The sequence below is a fragment of the Paenibacillus sp. KACC 21273 genome (assembly GCF_028736095.1).
In the GTDB taxonomy this organism is placed as follows: domain Bacteria; phylum Bacillota; class Bacilli; order Paenibacillales; family Paenibacillaceae; genus Saccharibacillus; species Saccharibacillus kyungheensis.
Genome location: NZ_CP117876.1, coordinates 4,209,913 through 4,233,186, shown reverse-complemented (window position 1 = coordinate 4,233,186; position 23,274 = coordinate 4,209,913). Strand labels below are relative to the sequence as shown.

Sequence of the window (23,274 nt, the reverse complement as noted above, 5' to 3'; positions counted from 1 at the left end):
GAAGCAAGTACCGATGAAATTACGGAATATGGAGTAGGTATTGGAGGTTTTATGATTGCCCAAGCGTGCAAATTGGAGTATTCGCACCAAAATTATTTCTGGGTATGTGGTCATTATTTTATGCGTAGGCGTTGTGTTACTGATGATGTCTGGACGTGTGAATCAATTAGAACAAGAAAATAGATATATTAACGATCATGATCTGGAAGTTCATAATCTAACCAATCTGATCGAAAAGCATGTGCTTGATATGGAAACAGGGCAGCGCGGATTTGCTTTGACTGGCGATGATAGTTATCTGGTTCCTTATAACAACGGAGTTCTGCAATGGGAAGCGGATTATAACAAATTAGTAACTCTGGTTGAAGATAACGAATTGCAACGTAGCAATTTGGGTACGATCAAGACAGGCATAGACAAATGGATTCAAGATGCGGGCGATCCGGTTATCTCCATGCGACGTAATAACAATGAAGCAGGGATTACACAATTTTTCAAAGTCGATCCTGGTAAAGAACAGATTGATCGTTTGCGTAGCGAACTTGAAGCTTTTCGTGTGACTGAAAAAGCATTAACTGATGCACGTATTGAAAGTATCGCCGCTAGTAATGAGCGTCTATTTATAGCTATGGTTGCATTATGGATTGTAGTAGCGATTGTCTCTTTGATTACAGCATGGGTGATTGCGCGTCAAATTGTAAGAACATTGCGTGATGTAACCGATACGATTCATGATATTGGAGAAGGTGGCGATCTGAACAAACGGATCGTTATTCGTACGCGCGATGAGATTGCAGAGTTAGGTACAGCAACTAACCAATTGTTAGATCATGTACAGCATGAGAATTGGATCAAAGACCAGATCGCGATTGCATCGACTCGTTTTCAAGAAGCGGATCGTATTGAATCGCTGTCCTCTGCATTATTAACTAAAATGAATAAATGGTTCGACGCTTCATATGGTGTTGTCTATTATGATAGCGAAAATGAAGAAGACGGCTGGCTCAAATCTGCTTCTTTTGCCGCTCATACCAAAGATATTGAATTAGGGGCAGCTTATATTACTGAAGGCGAAGGATTAGCCGGACAATGTATTGTAGAAAAAAGAATGTTAACGTACAGCCCGCTTCCTAAAGGTTATGTGCAGATCACTTCAGGATTAGGTAGTGCAGAAGCCAAAGCATTAGTAGCGGCTCCGATTATGTTTGAAGGTAAAGTATTAGCTGTTGTTGAAATTGCTTTTATCGAACCGATGACAATAGAACAATCGGATTTGTTTGAGCATTTATTAAATATTTTTGCGGTTACGATGAACTCGTTATTGATTCGTAAAAAGATTGAGCAAATGTATCATGATTCTCAAAATATGAATTATGAGTTGCAAGTTCAATCCGAGGAATTACAAGTTCAATCGGAAGAACTTCAGACACAAGCTGATGAACTGCATATGCAGACAGAAGAATTGCAAATGCTGAACGAACGTCTGGAACAAGGCAAGATGGCGGCTGAAAGTACAGCGATTGAACTTGATAAATATGCTCAACAGCTACAAGTCAGTTCACGTTACAAATCAGAATTTTTGGCAAATATGTCTCATGAATTACGTACACCGCTCAATAGTATGTTGATTCTTTCACAAATCCTATCTGAAAATAGTGCCAATACGTTGACAGAAAAAGAGCAAGAATATGCTTCTATTATTCATCATTCCGGTAAAGACTTACTGAATCTAATCAACGATATTCTAGATCTATCCAAAGTAGAAGCAGGCAAAATGCATATCGAGATTGATCCGGTTAGTACACAAGCGATTCCTGAACAAATGGAACGTTACTTCAAAGAAGGTGCAGCATTACGTGATCTTTATTTCAATATTGAGGTCAATGATAATGTGCCGGATATGATTTATTCCGATGATATGCGTCTACAGCAAGTCTTGCGTAACTTATTATCGAATGCGTTCAAATTTACTGAAGCCGGTGGTGTCACGTTAACGATCGAGAAGTTAGATCAGGTACAGACACAAGAGTATCAATCCGATCAACCGATGATTGCTTTTACTGTTCGTGATACAGGTATAGGAATCTCACCTGAAAATAGCCGCTTGATCTTTGAAGCGTTCCGACAAGCGGATGGAGCGACAGCTCGCAAATACGGCGGTACAGGATTAGGCTTATCGATCTCCTCCCAATTGGCTCATTTGTTAGGTGGAGAAATTACGCTAGAAAGTACAGTAGGCGAAGGCAGTACATTTACATTCTATATTCCTTGTCTGGAATCAGATCCGAATGATGAAAGTGAACTATTTACTGTTCAGCAACCGATCAGTCATACTGTCTTTTTTGAAAAAGATCAACTCACATCAACAAATACCGAGTCGGAGCTTCATACCAACACATCGATTCAATCTTCACGTCTAGCTACATCGTATTCAGAGATGGATCGTATGACAACAGCTAGCAATGAACAAGTAGCCGATGTGGTAAAGCAGGTGATGACAGAAGAGCAGTACGAAGGTCTAGACGGCAAAAAAATTCTAATCGTAGATGACGATATTCGAAATGTATATGCATTGACCAGTCTGTTGGAGCGTCATAGTGTGAATATTCTAATTTCGCAAAATGGACGGGATGCTTTAGAAATTTTGCATATGACACAGGATATTGATCTGATTCTTATGGATATTATGATGCCCCAATTAGACGGATATGAGACGATGCGTACAATTCGTAATCTGTATGGATATGCTCAAGTTCCGATTATCGTCTTAACTGCCAAAGCGATGAAAGAAGACCGCGAGAAAGCTATTCAAGCGGGAGCTTCTGACTATATGAGCAAGCCACTAGAAATGCAGCAAGTATTGCTTCGTATCGAACACTGGCTAGGCAAAACGCAGATCGATTATTTTACAACATAAATGAAAATCTTAAAAAGATACTTTCCTTAGTGGAAGTATCTTTTTTTTCGTTTAGGTCTTAATACCCTTGAGTAATATTTAATTTAATAGTAAATTTGAACTATTATTAAAGCTAACTAACTTACTAAAAAATGGGTATTTATTTCAAAAAAGGGGTACAGTGTATGAACATTTCTTCATCTGCAAGCTATGCCGGAACAAGTAATCTGGGATATCATTCATCAGCTAGCAATGATCCAATCGCCAAAAGCGCATCAACCGATTCATTATCTGCTCAAGATCGTGACGCTAGACCAGCAACAATATCGCCTAACGAAAAAAGTCCACAGGAACAGCAATTGGAAGAAGCCAAGCAATACAAAAAAGAAGATCAGCAAAAAGAATTAAAAAAGAAAGAAGCTGATCAATTTTTTGAAGAACAACAAAAGCATAAAGAAGAGATCGACAAAATCGCTTATGAGATGTTAGCCAATCAAGGAATTGCTCAAATTGGGATAGACAACCAGCTAGCATTGAACAAAGACAATTACGGGGATACTGTTAAAAGTCTAGTTGCCAAAGGATTTCAAATTGATACAGATGAGCAAAAATTAACGATTAGTTCTAAGCTACATCAACTGAAATTAGAAATTAGCAAAGAATCATACGATCAATATGTCAAAACAGTATATGGTAAAGAAATTGCGGATGAGTATACAGATACAGATCAGTCATCATTTCCTGCTCCAGCCCATTCCGGCAATACGATAACAGGAAGTGCTACAACAACATCACCATCCTCGACAACACATCAATCTGCACCATCAGCTACGCCACAATCCGAACCAGTAAGTGCAACTCATTCATCTCCAGCGACTGCACCTTCAACACAGACAACACAAACAGAATCATCGGCTAATGAACCAACTTCAGCCACGACAACCAACAATAGCTCATCAACCTCACAGCCTTCTCCAGCAGCTACACCAACGCAGACTACGCCAACAACCAATAGCAATAATAACAGCTCTACTACAGGCGTAACTAATCAATCCAGTACGAATCAATCTAGCAGTTCTACAACTTCTACAAGTGGATCATCTGGAAATAACACCTCATCTTCTGGCAATAACTCATCAAATAATGGAAATGGTATCGGCTCTATTTTGACTGGCGGATTAGTGAAATAAATATCTTTATTTACTCTTATGCGATAGAAATGTCGAATAAGAGTTTTTTTTGTAGAAGTACATATATTCGACAAAATGTGATTACATTTTATGGTATTTTTTAAAAATTATAGTTCAAATTACCCTTGCTAACTAAGTTGTTAAACAGTAAATTATTACTATACTAATTTGGATAAATATTACTATTATGTTTCTTTGATGGAAAGAGAATATTTGCCATTCGATCGATATTAAATATCAATATTATGAAGGAGACTGCCCTATGAATATTACACCTAATGCGAGTTACTCTTCGACGGCTAGCCAGAATTCATACTACTCTATATATTCTAATGATTCTACTACTAGATCTACAGCTAGCACTGTAAAAAGCCCTGTTTCTACCAATACGACTACAACAACTGACCAAAATGGTACAGACAAAACACCAGCTGAACAAAAAATAGAAAGCAATAAAGAATACAAAAAAGAACTACAAAAAAAGGAAACCAGAGATAAAGATTTAGATGAACTTTTTGATAATCAACAGCAACGTAAACAAGAAATTCATAAGCAAGTGATTGAGACATTAACAGACAATGGCTTTTATCAAATTGGTGCACAAAACGGAATGGCGCTTACAAAAGAAAATGTAGATGAGACGATCAAGAGTTTATTTAACAAAGGATTTCAAGTGGATTCCAATGAGAATAAAATGACGCTGACTTCCAAAGTACATCAGATGAAAATGGAAATTAGCAAAAATGCATATGATAAATATGTAGAAGCTGTCTATGGACAATTGAATCCTGTATCAGATCAGATTTCTAAACCAAAAACTGATCCATCTATGATCAAAACAGGTGTATATTCACCGCCAGCTTCTATGGTGAAGCCGATATTGACTCCAGTAGGTACAGCTACAGATTCGATCCCTTCAACAGTGAATCCATCTGTACCAGGATCTGAAGTAACTAAGCCAGCACCAGAGCCGGTAGCAACAACGCCGACACCGACACCAGCGCCAACAAGTACGCCAGCACCAGAGCCGGTAGCGACAACGCCGACACCAACACCAGCACCAACAAGTATGCCAGCACCAGAGCCAGTAGCAACAACGCCGACACCAACACCAGCACCAACAAGTACGCCAGCACCAGAGCCAGTAGCGACAACACCAACACCAGTGCCAACAAGTACGCCGACACCAGCACCATCCACAACAAACACGATTAGTACACCGGTGAGCACTACAACAAATTCTACTAGTAACAATACAACAACCAGTTCTACTTCAGTTAATATTCCGGTCACTGTTCCTAACGTTATTACCGTAAGCACATCTATTCCGGTATCATCCACTTCTACACCAACATCAACAACGTCAGCACCTTTAGTATCAGTGACAAGTCCGTTGTTAACGCCAAAATCTACATCTACTGTTGTTCCAACAACTACAACAGCAACAGCGCCAACAACGACTACCGCTCCGACTACAACTTCTACAACAAGTACATCTACTAAAAATGTACTTGGACTTTTGAAGTAATAGGTATTATATGATAGAACGATGTAAAAATCCCTTTGATGCATACTGGATTAGGTCAATATCGACCATCATCCTGTAGGAGTATGCACCAAAGGGATTTTTTGTTCTATGCTTGAATAACGTGTTGATTGGATTGCCTAGCATGAAGATATAACTTGGCATACGTACCATGATGAGCAATTAACTGAGCATGCGTACCTTGTTCTATAATTTCACCATGTTCCATAACGAGAATACGATCTGCATGCATAATGGTCGAGAGACGATGAGCGATCACAATCGCTGTACGTCCTTCGGATACCGTATCAAGAGCTTGTTGCACCAGTTGTTCAGTATGCGAATCCAGATTAGCGGTAGCTTCATCAAGTATTAATACTTTAGGGCGGAAGACGACGATACGGGCAAATGAAATCAATTGACGTTCACCAGCAGACAATCCGCTTCCTCGCTCTGATAGACGAGTATCGTATTTTTGCGGTAAGCGTGTAATCATCTCATGGGCACCTACAAATCGGCAAGCTTCGATGACTTGCTCATCAGTGATGTTCGGCTGGAATATTCGTACATTGTCGATAATCGAACCGGAAAATAAAAAAGGTTCTTGCTGAATCAGTCCTACAATACGATGAAGTGTTTCTTGGGGCATCTGTCGTAGATCAATATCATCAATAGCGACAGAACCTTGACCGACATCATAGAAACGATTGAGTAGAGCAATCAATGTACTTTTGCCTGCTCCGGTTGTACCTACTACACCGATCATTTCACCAGGTTCAATATGCAGATCCAGATGCGGAATTACTGTCTGATCTGGATTATATCCGAATGAAATATGGTTAAAGTCTACTTTTCCTTTTACTTTGTCTAGATCTATCGTTACCGCTTGATCAGGTGTCGGATCTTGAATCTCTGGTTGGAGTTTGAGAATACGCCAGATTCGATCCATAGAGACAGTGGTAGATTGAAACGTATTCCATTGCATCGTAATCTGATTAATCGGTTGAAAAAATTGACGGATATAACTGATAAAAGCATACAGTACACCAACTTCAATCTGTTTGTTAAATACAGCTACGCCTCCAAGCCAGACCATCAAGACCAGAGCAATATTGCCTAAAATATCAAAAGTACGATTGAAAAATACATTCGATTTTAATTGCTCGACATTGGCTTGCCAGTAATCCGCATTGTATTCATTGAATCGTTTTTTCTGTTCTTGTTCCTGATGGAAAATCTGGATTAAGCCCATACCAGATAAGTTCTCTGCTGTAAATCCAACTAATTTGGATAAGCGACTGCGTGTATACTGATAGACCTGTCGCAATTTACCGCGAAATAAAATGGCTAGTGTAGCAATAACAGGTAAAGTGATCATCGAATACCATGCTAATGTAGTATCCAGACGGAACATAAAGTAAATAATAAATACAAGCATCATACCATCACGAATCAGACTTAATAACACCTGTGTAAAAAATTGGCTGATCGTTTCAGTATCACTGGATACATTTGTTACCAATCCGCCACTGCTAGAGCGATCAAAAAAGCTCATCGGTAGCTTGGTAATATGAGCGAATAGATCATTACGAATACTGGCGACAATATGTTGACCGACATATTGCAACAGATTGCTTTGTAAATAAGAGAATAGAAAGCTGACTACGGCTAACCCTAGATAAATAGCCGCCATTCCTGTTAAAAAAGGTAATCCATTTTGTCCGGCAGCAATATGATCATCAATCACAATTTTGACCAGATATGGCTGTAATAGATCCGCAGCGATAGCAAGCATTGTTGCAAAGAAAATACCGACAAATGTCCAACGATGAGGACGAGCATAAGCTAAGATTGCACGCAATGCTTCGTAGCGGATAGGCGTACTGGATTTGGTAGTCGATGATAGTTTGCTCATGCGCGCAACCCTTCTTCCTGTAATTGATACAAGGATGAATAGATGCCTTGTTGTTGCAACAATTGTTGATGGGTTCCTTGTTGTACGATCGTACCTTCGTCCAGCACAATAATAAGATCAGCATGTTTTACTGCACTGATCCTATGCGAAATAATCAAGTTCGTATAATTATTCCGTTCACGAATCAGGTTATTTAGTATCCCTGTCTCGGTGACTGCATCGACAGCGCTCATACTATCGTCCAGAATCAAGATGGGCCCTTTTTTCACCAATCCACGTGCAAGACTGGTACGCTGACGTTGTCCACCGGATAGAGTAATACCACGCTCACCTAATTTCGTATCGAATCCTTCTGGAAAATTAGAAATAGGATCATAGATCATCGCCTGACGTGCATGATCTTCTACTTTTTCAAGCGGTGTATCTCGATCGCTAAAAGCAATATTGTCACGAATCGTCGTGCTAAATAAAAATCCATCTTGAGGCACATAAGCGATACGTGAGCGTAGACTTTGCAATGAGATCTGACGAATATCTGTACCGCCTAACCAGACTGTATTTTCAGGTGGATCGTATAGACGGAGTAACAGCTTCACCAACGTGCTTTTGCCAGAACCTGTTTTGCCAACGATCCCGACAGTTTGTCCGGCTTCAATATGCAGATTAATATCAGACAGCGCGTAACGCTCACTACCAGGGTAAGCAAATGATAAATGTTTTATTTTGAGATCAGGTGTTGAAGCTAACGGTTGTGCATTAGGATGATCTTCGATATCTGGCTTTTCAGCAAGTAAACGATTCACGCGATCCAGCGAAGCTCCTGAACGTTGCATCATATTGATCACGTTACCAATTTGCTGTAGAGGGCCTGACATAATTCGCAAGTACAACGTTAATGCGATAAAATTACCGATCGTAATCGTACCTTGAATCGTTAAGTATCCTCCATATAGTAGCGAAATCACAAGCGATAATGCGCCTAAAAACGGAACAGCCGCTTGAAATAAAGAGGACATGCGAACAAGGTGTAACTGGTTATCACGAATATGATTGACTGTTGTGCCAAAACGTTGACGTGCTGTAGGTTCAATCGCAAATGTTTTGGTCACTCGAATACCACTCAATTGTTCTTCTGCTGATTCAGTCATAACGGCTAATGATTCCTGTACATTTTGCGAACGTTTGCGGATTCGTGGGCCAAAGTAAATAACTAGAAAAGGAATCCCTACCATCGGAATAACACTTACCAGTATCAAATACAATGGAATATGACTGAGTAACATCATTACAATACACGATAAAAACAAAAAAATAGCATTGGTGGTCATCGTGACCCCATTTGAAATCGATTCACGAACAGAATTGACATCATTGGTCATCGAACTTAGTAATTTACCTGTTCCTTGCTTGGAGAAGTAATATTCACTGAGTGTAGAGAATTTGCTAAAAAGACTTTGACGCATTTCAAATTCGAACTTGCGTCCTAATCGCATGACTGTGAATTGCCCTGCACCGAAAAAGAGATTATACATAATCCCGATCACAGCCAGAATTACGCTATATTCAATAATCATTTGATATTGTATTCCACCATTCAGCAGAGCATCTGTAAATTGTCCCAGTACACGGGGGATAGCAGCTTGCCCGATATTAGACAGAATGATCAAACTGACAGCGAGTAAATAATATCGCCAATGCTTTTGGACATAATCAGTTAGAATACTCCGATCTTTCATATTTATATGTTCCTTCTTTCTTAAACGGTATATCTTTTTACAACCCTTGAATTCCGATTGTTAAACAGTTCAGATAAAATATAATCCATACATATAAGGTAAAGGAACAGTCGGGAATGAAAAATCTAGACGGTCTGCAAGCTTAGCATCGGGATCGAATAATAGCGTATACAATTCCGAAGCATCTTTCAGTGGATACGAACCAGATGGTGTATGTAGCACGTAATCCTCTTCTAATTGGAACTTTATATCATAAGAAGCTAGAAAACACGCTACACCTGTTTGCTCTAATAAAAGCTGATCATCCAATACAAGTAAAGTACCGCTATTTGGTTCGATCGTTACAGGAACGTCTTCTTCAACCAGTAAATCGCTCAACGCTTTATCTTGCCATGGAACACGTACAGTAAGTGAATATAGGGCATAATGAGTCATAGCCTCTACACATAAATGCTGAATAACTTCAGGATCGCCGCCATACTCAATAACACTACCGATTGGCTCAGCAGACGAATCTTCAGCGTATGGTATAGAAAGAGCTACAAATCCGACCACTTGATGATCGGCATTTTCGGCTACTCGAATCTGTTGTTGCTGTTTGTTGATGTTAGCGATGGGTTGAGAAGCGATAAATTGTTGAAGATCTCCAAGTCCCCACTGAATATGAGCATATTGATTTTGGATATGATGAGCTATAGCAAAAATATCCTGTGGTAATAGATCCCGATATGTGAGATGCGTATTGTCATCATGCAATGTTTTGGCGATATCTGAAGATAATTTAAACGTACTGACTTGTCCAAAGGGCACACTGCCTGCTCGTGTATATAATGAACGATCTCCTGAAATAAATAACACAGAAGCTCCTGCTGAACGTGCATGTTGTCTACATAATTCTAATAGCTGTCCTGCCAATCCTTGTCCCCGATAATCAGGATGTGTACATACTGCGCCGATTGAATAAGCTGATATAGTAAATGTGCCTGATTGAACTTGTACCGGAACCATTCCCATAAAAGAAACCAGTGTACCTTCCGGTGTAAAAGCACCGTACGAATGACTAATACCTGCTTGAAAAAGAGCGGGAAAAGAAGATTCCATATATCGATCCCCATCTGCGCAAAATACATCTTCGGCTAATAAAGCAGCTTGTTTCAGTTCATCGGTAAGCACACGTCTAATTTGCATATGTAGTCCTCCTATTGAGAATAATAAAGTCAAATGTAAAATCATCTGCAACCTATCAAGTATCGTTGAATAGTTCTAGCATACATTAGTTATAGAGCAAATACGATGGTTCATAAGGGCAAGATTAGATGTATATATGCAAAAATCTCTAAACCTGAATGTATCAGATTTAGAGAAGGTTAGCGTTTATAGATAATGTAGTGAAGCAGAAGAAGTTGTTGCTAATGACGAGTGCATCGTCGCAGGTTGAATACGTACAGCAGATACTTTGAAGCCGGGCATTTTACAATAAGCATCCAGTGTAGGATCAGTAGCTTGATTTACATTTTGCTCACCGCCCCAATGCATCGGGACAAATATCGTATCGGTACGAATATGATCTTTGATCCTACAACGAATCGTAAATGAACCGCGAGCAGAAGCGACTTCGACCCAATCGTTATCTTCAATATGATACTGCTTAGCAGTCTGAGAATGAATTTCCATAAAGTTCTCTGGTTCACGTGCGGTAAGTGTAGCACTGCGACGAGTCTGTACACCTGTTAGATAATGAGCAAGCACACGTCCATTGGTCATAATCAGTGGATAAGCAGAAGAAATAGTATCTTTGATCGCTATATTTGTAATCGAAGTAAATACCGCACGACCATCAGGATGAGCGAAAGATTGTTCAAACATCGTCGGCACACCTGCATGATCAATAGATGGACAAGGCCAGTAGATGCCTTCTTCGTTGCGTAGTCGATCATATGTAATCCCATAATAATCAGCCAATCCGCCGCGACTAGCGATCCGCAATTCGTTGAAAATATCTTCTGCCTGTGCAAAATCAAATCCAGTTTTTTTGCCAAGAGCTTGTGCTAATTCACATAGAATCTGCCAATCGTGTTTACTTTCATATGGAATCGGACGGGCTGCTTCTCGCAATAATACTCGGCCTTCCAGATTGGTCAATGTGCCTGTATTTTCTAAATAAGCTGTGACTGGCAGAACAACATCAGCTAATTGCGCGGTCTCGGACAAAAATAAATCTGCAACAATAAGCATGTCTAACTTTTCTAATCCGGCACGCACTAGAGGGATATTTGGATTGGATACGACAGGATTAGAACCCATAACGAATAACGTGGAGATTTGTTGTTGATCAATCAGTTCCATCATTTCATAAGCAGACACGCCTTTATCTGGTAAATCTTCGGGATCGATATTCCAGATCGAAGAGATATACGCCCGATCTGCTGGATTTTCGATTGAGCGATAGCCGGGTAATTGATCTGCTTTTTGCCCGTGTTCGCGTCCACCTTGTCCGTTGCCCTGTCCGGTTACTGCTCCATATCCACAACCGGTTCTGCCAATTTTACCAGTCGCTAATACCAGATTAAGAAAATAGCGTACAGCCAAATGTCCATCGGTCTGCTGTTCAACGCCACGAGCAGTAAAAATAATACCAGTACTTGCCTGACTGTACACCTGAGCGGCTTGATAGATCAATTCAACAGGAATACCACAGATAACTGCTGATTGTTCGATATCGATATCCTGCACCAGCTCACCTAATTGCTCGTATCCATTGGTTCGTTGCTCAATAAAGTCGTGATCGATCCAATCTTGATCTAACATAATCTTGAGCATCGTATTGGCTAACAAAGCATCGGTACCTGGACGAATCTGTAAATGAATATCTGCGATTGCCGCAGTAGCGGTAACTCTAGGATCAATGACTATAATCTGAGCGCCATTTTGTTTGGCTTGATTCAAATAAGGCATCAATGTAGGCTGACATTCTGCAATATTAGTGCCAGCCAGAATAATACATTTGGCTAATGGAATATCGGATAACTGACAGGTGAGTCCGCGATCAATTCCGAATGTTTTGCTTCCAGCAGACGCCGCGGCTGACATACAAAAGCGTCCATTATAATCAATATACTTGGTACCGATAGCGACTCGTGCAAATTTGCCCAATAGATAAGCGGTCTCATTTGTAAGCGAACCGCCGCCATAGATGCCAATAGAGTCACGCCCTGATTGATCAATAGATTGTTGTAGATGTTCTGCGATATAATCGGTAACTTCTTGCCAAGAAGCACGTACAAGCTTTCCGTGACGACGAAGTAAAGGATATTTCAAGCGTTCCCGGTTAAATACATGTTGATGAGCGTTCATACCTTTGATACATAGACGACCTTGTGAAGCCTCATTTGGTGTACCTTCTGCCTGATAAGTCACGAGAGGTAGAGTAGGGTGCAACGTTGAAGATTCAGAAGAATGAAGAGTGATTTTACATTGTACGCTGCAAAAAGGACATTGCGTCTGCATCATAAGTTCCGTCTCCTTTACGATCTCGATCATAAGCATCTGCTATCGCATTGTTGTAAAATAAAGATAATACCTGTTCCCGCAAAGGCAATACTTCTGTCCGTTGTACCCACTTCCATATCGGTTCACTGTAATATGCTTGATAACGATACAATTCCAGACACAGAAAGATTAGATATAGCGCGTCTGGCAAATGATCTACTGTAGTTAACAAATGCGCTTCTTGAATACGATCTGTAGCACATCCTCCAATATAAATTTCCCAACCAGCCGGTGAATATAATATGCCGATATCTTGCACACGAACACTAATAGGAGAATAGATATTCTGCGCTACAGCTATACGTGTAGGATAAGGGAATATCAGATGTTGTACTGTAGACTGCCATTGTTGTATCTGCTCGATCACATTTGCTCCATTTACAGTATGAAGATGGTCAGGATACCCTGCTAGCCATTCACGATCTAACAATATCTGTAGATGAGGTAACAGATTTGCCTGATCTATTGCCAAAGAACTGTCTAAATACAATTGTAGATAATAACGAATTGCTGTGATACAGGTGTCACAACCATAATGCTCTGATTGATCGGAGATAGACAAATCATCTACATGAAAGCTATCTTCATCTTTGATATCGAGAGGACTGTATGCAATAGGTATATCAGTAGATGACAATTGAGTTAGCACTTCTGTAACTGTTCTCCATGAATGTTGTTGAATTTGTTGCTTTAGAGCCGTATGCGTTAAAGATATCGATGAACAGACAGGGATATGATCAGGATGTGTAGCAAGCGAAGCATGAAGAGGAGTATCGAGAATATGATCTTGATCTTCCTCGATGGTGCCAGATAAGCTATAACGAACAAGCGCTTCAACGATTGGGCGACAACCTCCACATGAGCCGGATGCTTGGGTATGTTGCTGAACTTCGTCTGCGGTCTGTAATCCATGTGTCTGTATAGATTGCAAAATGGTCGCTTTGGTAACTGCATTACAAGCGCAAACGGTAGAAGTATGTTCTAGTTTGGCGGCGGCTATATCTGTAGGATTGTTTATTGATTTGGCACTTGAAGTATCTACCGCTTGTAACTGTTGAAGATAAGAATGGGCAGAAGTGCCTTGCTTGATCATTTCTAATAATGAAATGCCTTCGGCGGTATCCCCGTACAAAATAGCACCTGTAATTCTATCTCCAACAGCACTGACTTTTTTGTACGTTTTGCGTACACCATCATATTGCTGTACGATTTGCTGACAATCAGAAGCATTGGTATCGCCTACTGAAAATACCGATACACCGGATATTTTTAACTGTGAATAAGGGATAGAGCCTTGATAAGGTAAAGGATTTTGCTGACAAAGATGCTGTGCAAGCACTTTGCCTTGTTCGTAAAGTGGAGCGACCAGACCGTATGTAATACCTTGATGTTCTGCACATTCTCCCACCGCATAGATGCCCTCTATACTGGTCTGCATATAATCATTCACAACAATCCCGCGCTGAACATGCAATCCTGCATACTCTGCTAGACGAATATGAGGTCGTATTCCGACAGCGAATACTACAAGATCGACTGCTAATTTGGCTCCACTTGCAAAACGTAACCCTTGAGCACGAGTAGCGCCTGTAATGCGAGTCGTATTCTCATTGAGATGAAAGGTCATTCCTTGTTGCTCCAGTTCTTGTTGTAACAATTGCGCAGATAGTAGATCTAACTGACGATTCATCAAGTAAGGTGCATTATGAATCACATGAGTGTCCATTCCTAAATGAAGCAGACCACGAGCCGCTTCCAGTCCGAGCAATCCTCCGCCGATAACAGCCGCCTGTTGATAATGCTGAGCATATCTTTTCATCTGTTCGCAATCTTCTACAGTACGAAAAGAAATTACTCCTTTTTTATCCGCACCTTGAATAGGAGGAATAAAAGGAACCGAACCGGTAGCAAAAATCAGGATATCATAGGTGTGTTGTAGACCTGAAGCAGTAGTTAATATTCGAGTATCTGGATCAACATGAGTCACTGTTTCTGTCGTATATAATTGGATCTGTTGCTGTTCATACCATGACCAATCATGCAGAATAATATGTTCAAATGTATGTTCACCTTGTAACATTTTAGATAGCAAAATGCGGTTATAATTTGGATGCTTTTCTGTACCAAAAATCGTAATCTCAAATATATCAGGTGCTAACTTTATGATCTCTTCGACACAGCGTACACCTGCCATGCCGTTACCGATAATGACTAATTGTTGTCGCATAACAAGTTCCTCCTTTGGTGTTATTTCAAAGGTGTATCGTCATTTGCACAGAAAAAGCCCTTCTCCATATTCAGGAAAAGGGCATCATTGCCGTTACGTAATCACACTCCATTGTGTGAAATCTTATCAATAACATTAATAGATGATGCTTTTAATGTCAATATAATTAACATAAAATAAAAATATTTAGAATTTGAGTTAATTATATTGACATATTAGTCTGTCGTTCATATAATTTGAATCAAATTCATATTTGTGATGGCAACCAACTGCACAACAATATCATACATTTATAAGATGGCACACAATGACGTGTACCATTTCCTAACGGCAATGAAGCCGCAACTTGTCCCGAATGTAATATACGGGCAAATTGCGGCTTTTTATTATAACTATAGACAAAAATAAACCAACTGTGGAGAGGATGATACACAATGATGGACAAAAAAAGTTTTTGGCAAAGCGGGCATAAGCCTACATTACTCGGTTCTTTTTTATACTTTGATATCAGCTTTATGATCTGGGGAATGATTGGACCACTTAGTGTCATTATTGCACTGGATTATCCTATGGACCCTGTACAAAAAGCACAACTGGTTGCTTTACCTGTATTGGGCGGTTCGATTTTGCGATTGGTGTTAGGGTTCTTATCTGATTATATAGGGCCCAAGTTAACCGCGCAGATTGGCATGATTCTTACTCTAATTCCTCTACTGCTGGGCTGGCAATGGGTACAATCGTTAGAGCAGTTATATGTGGTAGCTATCTTGCTAGGTATTGCAGGAGCATCTTTTGCGGCGGCTTTGCCACTTGCAGGACAATGGTATCCCAAAGAACATCAAGGTCTAGCGATGGGGATTGCAGGAGCAGGTAATAGCGGAACCGTAATAGCGACCTTATTTGCGAATCGGTTAGCTCAACATTTTGGTAGCTGGGAAATTGTATTTGGAATAGCGATGATTCCGATTATTCTGGTATTTATTTTCTTTACGATTTTTGCCAAAAATAGCCCTAATCGTCCTGAACCTAAAAAATTATCGCAATATGCTACCGTACTTAAACAAAGAGATGCGTGGGTATTCTGTGCATTTTATTGTGTGACATTTGGCGGGTTTGTAGGGCTTGCCAATTACTTAACGATTTTCTTTAATACTCAATATGGATTAACAGCAGTACAAGCGGCGGATATTGCTACCATCTGTGTTATCGCAGGAAGCTTTTTCCGTCCGGTTGGTGGATTTCTGGCAGACCGTATTGGGGGAACCAAAATGTTAATGTATTTATACTCGGGCGCAGGAATTATGTTGGCATGTGTTTCCTTTTTGCCACCACTTCCGGTTGTTGTAAGCTTGCTGTTCGTCGGAATGATGTGTCTGGGAGCAGGGAACGGATCGGTATTCCAATTAGTACCGCAACGATTTGGTAATGAGATTGGATTAATGACAGGGATTGTAGGTGCAGCCGGTGGATTGGGTGGATACGCGTTACCCCTTATTCTAGGCAATCTGTACAAAGCTACAGGTTCTTATACGATTGGATTTATCATGTTAAGTATTATTGTATTATGTTGCTTGAGCTTGCTTGTTGTGATGCAAATGAAATGGCGGACAAGCTGGTTAAGTCATAGTGTGACCAAAACAGCACGTCAAGCCAGTTAACCAGCCACAGCTAACGATAATGATATTCTTGATACAGGTTAAGCAATAATTTATACTATCTTCTCAGCGGTTCTGAAATATTCAAAAGCACGATCATATGACTTGATAAAAGAGTCGCAGATCGTGCTTTTTGTTGTATACAGTTATATTAACTTATAGCAGGTACAGTACGGTTTGAAGAAGAGAATGAATCTTGTGTATAATCAGCAGATAAATTAGCAGCCACAGGCTCAAGATCGTGAACCAGTTGACCCAATTTATCGCTCATTTGATTGAGAAGATCTGCTTCTTCATTAACCAGACGTGTTTTTTCTAATTGCTGTTGAACGGTATGATTTACCGTTTCATGACTTTTCATCGAATCTTGAATAATATGGGTGACATAGCTCATAGATTGACTGATTTTTTCAGCAGAACCATTAAGAGATTGTGCCTGACTGGACATATGTGCGATCTGAAGACTGGTTTCTTCCTGTGGCTGTCAAAATAACTCCGAATGTTGAATGTGTCTGTGTAGCGGTTTGTAAAGTATCTTGCATTTTAGCGGCTCCACGTTCAGACGATTGAATAGCAGAAGCAGTCGACAAGCTAAATTGTGCAATAATACCTGAGATCATTTTGAGAGCAGAGCTGGTCTCCAGGGATAACTTTTTGACTTCTTGAGCAACAACAGCGAAGCTTTGTCCATGTTGTCCGGCACGAGCCGCTTCAATAGAAGCATTTAATGCGAGCAAATTGGTCTGTTCAGCCAAATTAGCAATAATATCGACAAAGCGAGCGATTTCGTAAGATTGATCAGACATTGCATGAATACCTGAAGCCATATCGTCTACATCGACTTGTAATGAAGACACTTGATCGGTTATTTGAGTCAGAGATTGTTGCCCTAATTGCGCACGTTCAAGTGTAATCGTAGAAGATTGATGTAATTGTTCCAGAGAAGCGGCTATTTGATAGATAGCATCGGCGACTTGTGTGAGCTGTTGTTCACTCACCTGTTGCGAAGGTAACAATTCATCGCTTGCTTGTGTACGTAGTAGTTGAACAGCATCAGCAATATGTTCAGATAATGAGACCAACGATTGTGAATGAAGTCGTAACGACCCAGCAGATTGTTCCATATATTGTTCAGTATGCTGTAAATTAATTAATGATTGCTGGTTACGTGCGGAAGCTTCGTCATTTTGGGATTGTAACGCTTGAGTGGTATTCTTTTTGGCAACAATAATCAGGATAGCGGCTCCACTTGTTAATAACAAAAAGATAGCATGGATCAGAAGTAACGAAAAAGAATAAGCATGTTCGCCACACAGCAGTTCAGGGAATAAGAAAAAGCCAGCTAAATGATGAAAAGCAAAAATAGCAGTACTGAGTAAAACCAAAGCGATTGAATCATAAAAAGCGACAAAAGCAACTACCATGAAAACAGAAAAGTGATATTCAACCAATCCATTACCTGCTGCGATCAAGCCAATACTTCCTAAAGTAAGTACCAACGTATTGATGACAGGAAGATAAGCATGATCTGACCGACTACGAAATAGCGAAGCTGACCATATTAAAAGGATAAGTGGAACCGCTAACAAAATATAGCGAAAAATAGTGATATGTTCCATCGAAGAATGACTCATTGCAGAGTGATCCATACCTGCCATACGGTCTACAGGGATAAGATGGGTGTATTGATGTAGAGCAAATACAATAAAAGATAAAAGAACAGTAATCAAACATAACATATTCATAACTTTATTTTTCGCGTACATGTGTGGGGCTCCTCTAAATTCAGATAAGATGGGTAATCGAAAGATCAATTAGGTGAAAATAGTGTGGTTTGTAATGATAAAGAGTATAATAGATAGCGTTGATTCAAGATGAAAGGATCATGCTTGCTAAGTAGCTAAGTAATATATCGTCTATTTCAACACATTTTGTAACATTTAAACATGAAGAATTAATTAAGATTTAATTATATTGAGCACAAAATAATTGTTTTAATTGATTCTGGCATTACTTGTTCGTAACTTTACTCAAAATAGATCACATAAGGGGCGAAGAAATTGAGCGAATTCAAATTGATGTTAGAAAAATATGCAGAACTTGTAGTCAAAGTCGGTGTAAATATTCAACCTGGTCAAGTATTGATTGTACAAGCACCACTAGAAACAGTAGATTTGACCCGTCTTATTGTAGGCAAAGCTTATGAAGCAGGAGCTAAATATGTACAGGTCGATTGGGATGATGAACAGATAACTCGTATTCGTTATGAAAAAGCGACCGATGATTCGTTTGGCTATTATCCACAATGGCATGCTGATATGTTGGAAAAATTCGCTGAAGAAGGCGGAGCGATTTTACATATCAAAGTGCCTGATCCTGAATTATTCAAAGGCATTGACTCGTGGAAAGTGTCTACAGCTGTCAAAGCCGCAGCTATAGCTCGCGAAAATTATCAAGGGTATACCCGTAATAGCCGGATTAGCTGGTCATTAATCAAAGCACCAACGCAAGCATGGGCAAATAAAGTATTTGCTGATCTGCCAGAAGAAGAACGTGTACCTGCGATGTGGGAAGCGGTATTCCAGATGAATCGTGTAGGTTCAGATAATCCGGTAGCTGCTTGGAGAGAACATATCGATCATTTGAAAAAAAGACAGGATCTTCTGAATAATAAACGATACAAAAGTTTTCATTATCGCGCCCCGGGAACTGATCTACACGTCCAATTACCAGAAGGTCACCTATGGCGTGGTGGCGGTGGAGAAAATGAAAAAGGGGTGTACTTTGTAGCAAATATGCCGACCGAAGAAGTATATAGCATGCCTCACCGTACAGGCGTGAATGGAACAGTGAGAAGTACATTACCGCTGAACTTGAACGGTCGTCTGGTAGAAGGAATCGAACTTACATTTAAAGATGGCAAAGTTGTAGATTATCAAGCAACATCTGGACGTGAACATTTAACGTCATTGTTAGAAACAGATGAAGGGGCTTCTTATTTAGGAGAAATTGCTCTCGTACCATATGATTCACCTATTTCGCATTTAAAACGTGTTTTTTACAATACAGGCATAGATGAAAATGCTTCTTGTCATTTCGCTCTTGGTAGTGCGTATCCGACCAATCTTGAAGGCGGTACACAAATGACCAAAGAAGAATTGAAAGCTAAAGGTGCAAATGTAAGCTTAACTCACGTAGACTTCATGGTTGGTTCAGATCAACTGGATATTGATGGAGAATTGGAAGATGGAACGATAGAACCTGTATTCCGTCAAGGAAATTGGGCTTTTTAAGCCCTTTTTTCTTTTTCATTTTTTTAGAATACCTAATTTTGGTAACGCTATCATTTTAAAAAGGTAAAATATGAAAATAAATAAATGAGAATAACATGTAAGAAGACTTGTCATGAAGTAAAGAATAACGGTAAGATAAGCATAATAACTCACGACACAATTTCACAATTTTCGACAGAGGGTGGCTGGATCATGAAAGTATTACTTGTTGATGATGATGTCATAGTATCCCGCGGACTTCGCAATATTATTCCATGGCAGGAATTAGGAGCAGAAGTGATTGGAGAAGCACGTAATGGCAAAGATGCGTTGGAGATTGCACTGCGTCTACATCCTGATCTAATCATTACCGATATCAAAATGCCTATTATGGATGGTCTTGAATTATGTTGTCGTATTCGTGAATTGATGACAGATACAGCGATCGTATTACTTAGTGCTCATGAAGAATTCGATTATGCTCGTCAAGCGATGCAATACGGTGTCGATACTTATATTGTCAAGCCGATGGCACGTAAAGAAATCAGTCAATTAACCACGTATATTCAAGAAGTCTCTCGTCGTAAAAATGAAAAGCTTCATCATTATTCTTCGCTTTTTAACCGTCAGCTTGAAATCAATTGTTATGAAGCGCTCAAAACAGGCAATAGGCTTTTTTTCGAAGAGCTATTTGAACACGAGTTAGCTTTATCGACAGCCAATGCTAATGAGATCAAAGAATTATGTATGCGTCTACTTACTATTTTGTTTGATTTTTATCAAGGTGTAGGTGGGGATCGAGCTTCTACATTGTTGCAATCCAAATCTGCCCGTCTGGATGATCTATTCAGTCTCAAGACCCGTCATGAAGCGATTGCTTTTACGTATGATCTGTTCCGTCAGGTGAATGAACTGGCAACAGAGAAAAAGGAAGATCGCCAACATTCATTAGTACAGTATGTGAAGCAATATGTGCATGATAATATTTACAATGTGAATCTATCCCTCGCTGATATTGCTTATCATATGGAGCGTTCGCCTGCATATCTAAGTGCTGTATTTAGCCAGAATACCGGGGTGAAATTAAATGTATATATCACGCAGAAGCGTATTGACCAAGCCAGACAATTGTTACTTGATCCGTCACTACCGATCTATAGCATTTCAGAAAAATTAGGATTTCAAGATCCACATTACTTTGCCCGTGTATTCAAAAAAGTCGAAAGTATTACACCTTCAGAATACCGTAACTTGTATCTGAACCATAGTGTACGCGCGGATGCTGAGGTGAAATAATATTGTTCAAAAACAAATCGATTTCTTTGATCCCCAAAGCGAGTATAAAAGTGAAAATTGCTGTTCTTTTTATTGTGCTGATTACTTTATCGGCGCTGTTGTCTAATGGAATACTGTACTTTGTATTTATGAACATTATGCGAGAACAATTGCTGGAAGATCAGCAGAATATTATGCTTCAAAGTCGTAGTAATGTGCAAAATGTAGAGAATAGCATCGATCAGGCGACTTATTATTTTTCGACAGACAAAACGATAGCCGATATTCTGAACAAAACTACATTTGACGATATTGAAAGTTATCGTGATCTTAATACGATCAATCAGCAGTTTATTAAATATCTGGATGTGCCACTAAGCAATGTAGTCAGTACGTATTCGGCTACCTTTTTTGTCAAAAATACATTTCCAGTTGCTGCTGAATTGCCTACTATTCAATTGGAGCAATTAAATAAATTGCCTGGTGGCACAGGATCAAATCGCTTTTTCAATTCCAATGAAGCGGAAAATGAAGAATGGTTCAAGCGAACAGTCGAATTAAGTGGAACATTGAATATCTTTTATGCGGATCAAAATCGTGATCGTGTCTATTTTGCCAAGCAAGTTCGCAATCCTTTAATTCTGAATACGACGAATGAAATGGGCGTTATAGTTATTGCGATTGATACGGCTGAATTTGGAAAGCAAATCGAAGCCTCAAGGCTTACACAGGGAACACAATTATTGTTAGCAGATCAGAATAATCAAGTGTTATATAGTAACAATCCTGCACTCAAAGGGGTAGATATCAGTCATACACCCGACTTAGCTCCTGTATTACAATATACTGATATTGGTGGAACCAGTGATCTGAAGTACAACCAGACACAGTATATTGCCGATACGTATCCTTTAAAATGGGGATGGAATCTGATTGCTCTTATTCCATACAGTGATATTACAGATCGTTTGTCGATTATTTTCGATATTATCGTTGGAATTACCGTCGCAGTGATTGTAGCAGGAATCAGCTTTACGTTATTATTGTCCAACAGCATAGCCAAGCCGGTGATTACATTAGCCAATGTGATGAGAAATATAAAAGACGGTTCGACGATGGATGTATTTATCGAACCACCAGAGCAAGATGAAGTCGGAGTATTGTATCGTCAGTTCAACAATCTAATGAAACGTATCAACGGATTGGTAGACGATGTGATCGAAAGCGGTGAACGAGAACGACAAGCAGAAATGAAAGCTTTGCAAGCGCAGATTAATCCTCATTTTATCTATAATACACTGGATTCGATCAATTGGATGGCACTTAGTAAAAATGAAGAAGACATTGTGACTATGGTATCGTCACTGGCTCATATTTTGAGATACAGTATCAAGCAACCCAATGAACAAGTGCCGTTACGACAAGAGATTGAACATGTACAGAATTACGTTAATATTCAATCGCTTCGTTATGGAGATAACTTTGACATTAGTTATGATATCGAACCTGAATTATATGATTATCTATTGCCAAAATTTATTATTCAGCCTTTAATTGAAAATGCGATTTTGCATGGAACTGAACAGATTGCCGATCATGGCAACATTGTATTGCGTGCGTATACCGATGGAATTGTAGTACGAATTATTGTAGAAGATAACGGACCAGGAGCAGATACCGAATTATTAAATGATTATTTGGATCGCGAGCAAGAAGTATTACACAGTTCAGATGGAATCGGAATTAGTAATATTCATCAACGAATTAAGTTACATTATGCAGATGAGATGTTTGGTTTACGGTTTTATTATACAGATAGTGTAATGAAATCTGTCATCACTATTCCGTATAAAGTAAGTAAGAAAACGCTTACCGAAAAAATATCCACCTAATCTAAAGAAAATACGGTACACCTTTCTGACAGCCTGACGGATAATAAGGATACAAAGTCTAAGCCATTCCAAAAGATACAATCTACGGAGTGGCTAAAGAATAATCTCTGTACACTATCATTAGAAAATAGTACATATTATT

At 39.5% G+C, this 23,274-nt stretch carries 14 protein-coding genes; 7 read left to right on the top strand and 7 right to left on the bottom strand.

The window, feature by feature from the left end:
- Window positions 1–55 precede the first annotated feature (55 nt).
- From PQ460_RS18605 to PQ460_RS18595, 3 genes are all read left to right on the top strand, one after another.
- Window positions 56–2,917 carry a CHASE3 domain-containing protein gene (locus PQ460_RS18605; RefSeq protein WP_274170720.1) on the top strand — a complete coding sequence of 954 codons (2,862 nt, stop codon included), beginning with the start codon at window positions 56–58 and terminating at the stop codon, window positions 2,915–2,917.
- Window positions 2,918–3,081: 164 nt separating this feature from the next.
- Window positions 3,082–4,086: a hypothetical protein gene (locus PQ460_RS18600; RefSeq protein ID WP_274170719.1), complete on the top strand. Its 1,005-nt coding sequence runs from the start codon at window positions 3,082–3,084 to the stop codon at window positions 4,084–4,086.
- Window positions 4,087–4,348: 262 nt separating this feature from the next.
- Window positions 4,349–5,614 carry a hypothetical protein gene (locus PQ460_RS18595; RefSeq protein WP_274170718.1) on the top strand — a complete coding sequence of 422 codons (1,266 nt, stop codon included), beginning with the start codon at window positions 4,349–4,351 and terminating at the stop codon, window positions 5,612–5,614.
- 106 nt (window positions 5,615–5,720) lie between these two features.
- Here PQ460_RS18595 and PQ460_RS18590 read toward each other — a convergent pair whose 3' ends face one another.
- The 5 genes from PQ460_RS18590 to PQ460_RS18570 form a co-directional block, all read right to left on the bottom strand.
- Window positions 5,721–7,526, bottom strand: a complete 1,806-nt coding sequence (locus PQ460_RS18590; protein WP_274170717.1) for an ABC transporter ATP-binding protein — start codon at window positions 7,524–7,526, stop codon at window positions 5,721–5,723.
- Window positions 7,523–9,262, bottom strand: a complete 1,740-nt coding sequence (locus PQ460_RS18585) for an ABC transporter ATP-binding protein (protein WP_274170716.1) — start codon at window positions 9,260–9,262, stop codon at window positions 7,523–7,525. Before PQ460_RS18585 ends, PQ460_RS18590 begins: the two co-directional genes overlap by 4 nt.
- A 69-nt stretch (window positions 9,263–9,331) precedes the next feature.
- On the bottom strand, window positions 9,332–10,450 hold the full coding sequence (locus PQ460_RS18580; RefSeq protein WP_274170715.1) for a GNAT family N-acetyltransferase: 1,119 nt from the start codon (window positions 10,448–10,450) through the stop codon (window positions 9,332–9,334).
- 186 nt (window positions 10,451–10,636) lie between these two features.
- Window positions 10,637–12,772 (bottom strand): assimilatory nitrate reductase catalytic subunit NasC, encoded by a 2,136-nt coding sequence (gene nasC, locus PQ460_RS18575; protein WP_274170714.1) that lies wholly within the window; start codon window positions 12,770–12,772, stop codon window positions 10,637–10,639.
- Window positions 12,732–15,038, bottom strand: a complete 2,307-nt coding sequence (locus PQ460_RS18570; protein ID WP_274170713.1) for an FAD-dependent oxidoreductase — start codon at window positions 15,036–15,038, stop codon at window positions 12,732–12,734. Before PQ460_RS18570 ends, nasC begins: the two co-directional genes overlap by 41 nt.
- A gap of 437 nt (window positions 15,039–15,475) precedes the next feature.
- Here PQ460_RS18570 and PQ460_RS18565 point away from each other — a divergent pair, with 437 nt between their 5' ends.
- On the top strand, window positions 15,476–16,696 hold the full coding sequence (locus tag PQ460_RS18565; RefSeq protein ID WP_274172967.1) for a nitrate/nitrite transporter: 1,221 nt from the start codon (window positions 15,476–15,478) through the stop codon (window positions 16,694–16,696).
- A gap of 148 nt (window positions 16,697–16,844) precedes the next feature.
- Here the strand turns inward: PQ460_RS18565 and PQ460_RS18560 are convergent, their stop codons facing one another.
- Complete coding sequence (locus tag PQ460_RS18560) at window positions 16,845–17,141, bottom strand: hypothetical protein (protein WP_274170712.1); 297 nt, start codon at window positions 17,139–17,141, stop codon at window positions 16,845–16,847.
- A complete protein-coding gene (locus PQ460_RS18555) occupies window positions 17,116–18,459 on the bottom strand; it encodes a methyl-accepting chemotaxis protein (RefSeq protein ID WP_274170711.1) in 1,344 nt (447 codons plus the stop codon). Before PQ460_RS18555 ends, PQ460_RS18560 begins: the two co-directional genes overlap by 26 nt.
- Window positions 18,460–18,771: 312 nt before the next feature.
- On the opposite strand from PQ460_RS18555, the gene PQ460_RS18550 reads away from it, so the two are divergent.
- The 3 genes from PQ460_RS18550 to PQ460_RS18540 all read left to right on the top strand — a co-directional run bounded on the left by PQ460_RS18550 (window position 18,772) and on the right by PQ460_RS18540 (window position 23,132).
- The gene (locus PQ460_RS18550) at window positions 18,772–19,986 is read left to right on the top strand and encodes an aminopeptidase (protein ID WP_443147220.1); all 1,215 of its coding nucleotides are present in this window, start codon (window positions 18,772–18,774) and stop codon (window positions 19,984–19,986) included.
- A gap of 192 nt (window positions 19,987–20,178) precedes the next feature.
- Window positions 20,179–21,261 carry a response regulator gene (locus PQ460_RS18545; protein WP_274170709.1) on the top strand — a complete coding sequence of 361 codons (1,083 nt, stop codon included), beginning with the start codon at window positions 20,179–20,181 and terminating at the stop codon, window positions 21,259–21,261.
- Window positions 21,262–21,263: 2 nt separating this feature from the next.
- Entirely contained in the window at window positions 21,264–23,132 is a 1,869-nt protein-coding gene (locus PQ460_RS18540) for a cache domain-containing sensor histidine kinase (protein ID WP_274170708.1), read from the top strand.
- Window positions 23,133–23,274: the final 142 nt, after the last annotated feature.